General features: G+C 40.5%; 6 protein-coding genes. All 6 read right to left on the reverse strand.

Annotated features, from left to right (window positions below; all coding sequences use genetic code 11):
• The coding region (locus tag L4C33_RS19170; protein ID WP_428814005.1) for a cytochrome c-type biogenesis protein CcmH at nt 1–390 on the reverse strand (390 nt) is incomplete at its 3' end.
• 19 nt (nt 391–409) lie between these two features.
• The gene (locus L4C33_RS19175) at nt 410–943 is read right to left on the reverse strand and encodes a DsbE family thiol:disulfide interchange protein (RefSeq protein ID WP_428814006.1); all 534 of its coding nucleotides are present in this window, start codon (nt 941–943) and stop codon (nt 410–412) included.
• Nucleotides 927–2,924: a heme lyase CcmF/NrfE family subunit gene (locus L4C33_RS19180; RefSeq protein ID WP_428814007.1), complete on the reverse strand. Its 1,998-nt coding sequence runs from the start codon at nt 2,922–2,924 to the stop codon at nt 927–929. The genes L4C33_RS19175 and L4C33_RS19180 overlap by 17 nt, the downstream gene beginning before the upstream one ends.
• 55 nt (nt 2,925–2,979) lie before the next feature.
• A complete protein-coding gene (nrfD, locus tag L4C33_RS19185; protein WP_428814008.1) occupies nt 2,980–3,936 on the reverse strand; it encodes a cytochrome c nitrite reductase subunit NrfD in 957 nt (318 codons plus the stop codon).
• Nucleotides 3,933–4,625, reverse strand: a complete 693-nt coding sequence (nrfC, locus tag L4C33_RS19190; protein ID WP_428814009.1) for a cytochrome c nitrite reductase Fe-S protein — start codon at nt 4,623–4,625, stop codon at nt 3,933–3,935. Before nrfC ends, nrfD begins: the two co-directional genes overlap by 4 nt.
• Nucleotides 4,626–4,629: 4 nt before the next feature.
• Nucleotides 4,630–5,217 carry a cytochrome c nitrite reductase pentaheme subunit gene (gene nrfB, locus L4C33_RS19195; RefSeq protein WP_428814010.1) on the reverse strand — a complete coding sequence of 196 codons (588 nt, stop codon included), beginning with the start codon at nt 5,215–5,217 and terminating at the stop codon, nt 4,630–4,632.
• Between the last annotated feature and the right edge of the window lie 374 nt (nt 5,218–5,591).

The following is a 5,591-nucleotide window of genomic DNA, read 5'->3' on the forward strand; positions in this document are numbered from 1 at the left end:
GAATATAAAGATGGGTAATAACCATAAAAGGAATGTACTCGAATTGAAGCCAGGCTTATATAATACGAACTCACCAAACCTATCCGCCATATAATCGATCACATATTGATCGCTCTTACCTTCTTTGATCATTAGAAATACTTTCAATCGAAGATCTTTCGCAATAGGTGAATTCGACTCAATCAAATTCTGATTCTGGCATTGAGGGCAACGTAAGGACTTAGCAAGTGCCACAGCAGAGCGTTGCTGCTCTGGCGAATCGAACTCGAATAGCTCTACCTGTTTAATCACTGACTTGTCTGCGGCTACAAAAGTACTTTCAGAAAATACCGAAAAGGAACTGAATACCAAAACAAATAAAATACACAGATCTTTTAAATTTTTAATCATTAAACTTAAAGCCTTGGGTTTATATTCCTTGAAAATATGATTTGAGATATTCATTCCAAATATCTTCATTTAATACACCCATGATCTTAAGGCGTATATTTCCATTACGATCAACCAAATACGTTTCCGGCGTTCCTATTACACCGAGTTCTATTGATAGATCGCCACGGTGATCATAAATGATCTTTTCAAATGGATTGCCTTCATTCTTTATTACTTTAATTGCATCCAACTTATTATCTCGGTAATTAATACCAATGATTGGAACACCTAAGTTTTTCAATTGGTTAAGATACTCATGTTCTAGCTTGCAGATCCCACACCACGAAGCCCATACATTCACAATTTGGTAAGGCTGCGTAAGAATATCGGTTCTACTGATCAAACGATCTTCTGCCATAAGATCTTCTGCGGTGAAGAATGGGAAAGCCCGCTCTATCTGGAGAACCTTGGTTGACTCAAGCTTTCTCTCCATTGAAATGGAAAAGCCAAGCGTAATTGCTAACGCCAGCCCGAACAAAACGAGCAGTTTATTCCTAGTACTCTTTTGCATCGCCCCAACCTTTATCTACAGCCGATTTAATATCGTATCTAACAGATGTTACTCTTTTTGAAGATAAGTATCTTACGGCCTTTGTTTGGCGTTGAGCTAAGATAAGTAGCCCACCAACTATTGAAAGTAATCCCCCAAACCAAACCCAACGAACATAAGCTTTATATTGAATACGGAATGCATACGCTTTCTCATCAACCTTCTCACCCATGGTGATGTAGATGTCTCCATGCCAAAACCACTTCATAGCAGGTTCGCTCATATTCATGACACGAACTTGGTAATGACGTCTTTCAGGTGAAACAAGGTAAAGATCTTGGTCTTTTATCAACATTAAGTTGGCTCTTTCAGCCGTATAGTTTGGCCCAATAATTAAAGCTGTCTCATCATGTATGACCGTCCAATCGAGAAATTTAATCTCAGTCGTTGGCTCTAGTTTTTTGTTCACTTCAAACGAATGCTCACTATTCATAGCGGCGCCTATGGCGACAACCGCAATTCCGATATGCGCACAACTCATTGCCCACGCCTTTAGTGATATTTCGGACTTTCTTTTAGCGGGTAACTTTCGAGTATTAACTAGCATGACAATATGAGAAAGAATAACCCACATAGCTAGACACCAAGTTATGGCGACAAGAATACTTATGTTTTGATACTGAAAACGATAGAAAACGAGCCCTAAAACAATCGAGATAAGAGCGACAGTTGGCAATGATTTACGAGATTTAGGCCAAGACCTATTAGAAATAACAAAAGGTGTTATCCCCATTAGCATTAAAGCAAAGAGAGTTAGTGGCCCGAATAACAGATTGAAATAAGGAGCACCGACGGAAATAGTCCCTAAACCTACAAGCTCAAAAATCATCGGATAAAATGTGCCTAGGGTTACGATTAAAGTTGCGATGATGAAAAGGCTCACAGCCACTAAGATCATAAAGCCTTTAGACCAAAACTTCGTCAGCGGCTTTGATGAAAATCGTTCACTTCTGATAATTAGCAAGCTAAAAGAGCTCAGAAGCACCGTTAACAAAATAGCGAGTAGAGCTAGCCCTTTACTGGGATCGACAGCAAACGCATGAACCGAAGTTAAGACACCTGAACGAACGATAAATGTTCCGAGGATGCTTAAGCTGAATGTCACAATAGCAAGGCTTAGAGCCCATTTTATTAGCTGCTGCTTATCGTTAGCCGCGATAATACAATGCAATAGTGCGGTTGAAGTTAGCCATGGTAATAGTGATGCATTTTCTACAGGATCCCAAAACCACCACCCTCCCCAACCTAGTTCATAATACGCCCACCAAGATCCTAGAATGATCCCAGAAGTCAGAAAGCTCCACGCTGTAATGCACCAGCTCTTACAATACTCTGCCCAGCGGTACTCCAACTCTTCTGTCATAAGAGCAGCAATCGCGAAAGCTAGCACAGCCGAGAAGCCAACATATCCGAGGTAAAGCAGAGGAGGATGAAAAATTAGCCCTACGTCTTGGAGCATTGGATTTAAGTCACGGCCTTCTTGAGGAATGATCGAACTGACAGCAAATGGGTTAGACGCAATTATAGTGAACAGAGCAAAAGTCCCGATGAGTAAGTTCATGATCCATAACACGCGTCCAACATATTCGTCTTTATATGTATCTTTAAGCGAGATGACACCAGCCCATCCACTTAATGTTAGAACCCAAAAGAGCAAAGAGCCTTCGTGACCTGCCCAGATAGCGGCGATTTTAAAGAATATAGGTAATTGAGTATTAGAGTGGCTTGCAACATACGCCAATGAAAAGTCATCGGTACTGAATGCGATACCCAATAACAAAATAGAAAGGATTGCGAATGCAGCCGTCGTCAACGTTAGACCACGGATTAGCCCAAGGTTTAGGCGTTCTCGCTTTAGAATTTGAATGCCAGTAAGCAGACTAACAAAAAATGTCGCGACAATAATAAATATCAGGCTAAATAGCCCAAGGTTTGCAATCATATAACCTCGTTGAAAGGCTCTAACTACGTAGAGCCTTACATTTCTAACGCTTAATTTACACTACGGTCATTTGCCCTGCATACAAAACGAATGTACGCAGCATTAATACACCAACTAAACTTAGCGTCGTTACCACTAGAATAAACGCACCGCTATGTTTAACGGATTTTGGTGCAACAGCATTAAGTAGTAATGGCAATAACATCCCAGCGCCTATCACTCCCCACCAAAACCACGATGCCCAGAAACCACTACCGATAGCATTGATCGCTGCCATCTGGCTTTGACCACCAGCAAAAATTAGTCCGGTAAAAAAGGTAACAAGTACAAACAATTCAAACATCACTACTGGACGTTCAAAACCGTGTACCCAGCTGACACTAGGACCATGTGAATCCTCTTTGAATACCAATACACCGAAAAGCAAACACGCAGCAGCACCTGAAGATAAACTTGAGAACAAGAATAAAATAGGCAGAACAGGATTATTCAGCATAGGGAATGTTTGTAGTGCAGACAGTAAAAAACCAGTATATGCAGCAAGAACTAATGCCAAAAACGCGAGTAATAGCTCGAGTCCATTTTCAAATTTTTCAAACTTTCCAAGTAGCGTATCAACGAGATCGAACTTACCTTTCAAAAAGCCAACAATCTGCTTTTTAAAAATAACGCCGATCCAGATAAACAATACCGCCATATAAACATTAAATAAGATCACACCCATCGACATTACAGACGTTGGGTTTACGAAGATCATGATCTTCCAGAATGCAAGAGGCTTGGTTAAGTGGAAAACGAGAATGGTTAAGCCCACGATGATCCCAAAAGGRGCTAGAAAAGCAGTTGCTTTCAAGATGCCATTATCTGAAGGGTCGCCGGTAATGACCTTGCGTTTCAGATAAATAGATATCATGACAGCACCGGCCGACATTCCAGCCAAAAATAAATAGATCGCTATGATCCAATCCCAAACGACAACACCAGGTTGAAATGCAGTTTCCCATGTACTCATGATGGAATCTCCCCTTTCTGATGCGGTATTTTGTAGAGTTTCGGACTGGTTCCTAAGTGAACCTTATCTCTATAGACAACTTGTGTATTGAGTACCTTATTGATCTCACTTGTAGGATCATTTAAGTCACCGAATACCAAAGCTTTCGTAGGACACGACTCCACACAAGCTGGTAACTTTCCTTGCGCCAAATTCGTATCACGACAGAAGTTACATTTATCTGCTGACCCATTTTCAGGATGGAAGAATCGAACCTGATAAGGGCAAGCTAGTAAACAATACCCGCAACCAACACATTTATCTTGATGAACATCAACAATGCCTGTTTTCTCATCTTTGTATGCTGCCCCCGTAGGACACACCATTACACAGGGTGCGTTATCACAATGCTGACAAGAGTTTCGAGAAAAACGGTAGTCAACGTTAGGGAATTCACCTTGAGGTTCACTTCGAATAATTTCCAGTCGCGAGACCCCTTCTGGAACTTTATTCACCTCTCGGCAAGCCTCAGTACAAGCAGTACAACCTATACAAGCGGTTTCATCATGAATCATTCCATACCGCTTATCGCCATCACCTTGTACGCTAGCAAGTGTTTTTTTACTCGAAACAACAGCAGTACCTGCAACGCCTGTGGTAAGAATGACAGCTCCGGCACCGGTTAAAAAATTTCGTCTAGAACAGCTCATCGCCTCACTCCTCTTCCTTGATTTGGTTGAAGTCTGAGTGGCAGTCCACACAAAGCTTGATCTTCTCTTTTCTATCTAATGCCAGCACTTTCGTTTTCTTAGCGTGGACATCATGACAGTTAGAGCAAGTTAAGTTTTTAGCGTGTACATCGTGTGTCCAGCTATCATCTCTGAGATATTCCGGTTGATGGCAATCTGTACATTGGCTGTTAGCTTTTAGTATTTCAGTGGGATCTAGAAATACTTTTTCTGTTCCAGATTGAGATTGTGCCGATAAATATTTAGTTACCTTTGGCGCACCTTCTCGGTGGTCTGGTCCTATATTATTGTGACACTCTGTACAATTGACATCGCGCCCCAAAATCTTATGGGACTCTTCACCATGGGAGCCAAGTAAAGTTTCTTTTGAATCTTTATGGCACTGAACACATTTGTAATCTTTATCGCGGATTAATTCGACTTCATGTCTTGCAGAATCACTCGCTGTTGGTGCGACGTTCGAATCGGCAAAGGCATGAACGGAATTACCATAGAGGCAGAATGCTAGAAGGGTTTTTAGCATTATGACTATGGCCAATTTGATATTGCCCATTTTATCCTTTCCTTATACCAAGCTTATTTAGCTCTCAACTAAATAATGTGCTGGTTAAATAGATATACCTTTGAACAGCAAAATTACTATTCAAGCGATATCAATTCTTGTTTTGGATAAGCCACAACGCTCTCTACAAACAACTATATAACCCTAAATGGTTACTATACACATCATTATCATTAATACGTGACCGTTATCACCTATAAATATCAAGGTTATTATTTGTAAGTCACTGTTCGTATTGAGAATTATTTTCAACTAACAAAACCAACAGTACCACTTTAGGGTTAGTTAAATATTTATTTGATCTCACTCACTCATTAGAATTGATCTAAAACAACTAAGCATTAATACGTAACAAAATATTATAT

The organism is Vibrio makurazakiensis (assembly GCF_050337375.1).
In the GTDB taxonomy this organism is placed as follows: Bacteria; Pseudomonadota; Gammaproteobacteria; order Enterobacterales; family Vibrionaceae; genus Vibrio; species Vibrio makurazakiensis.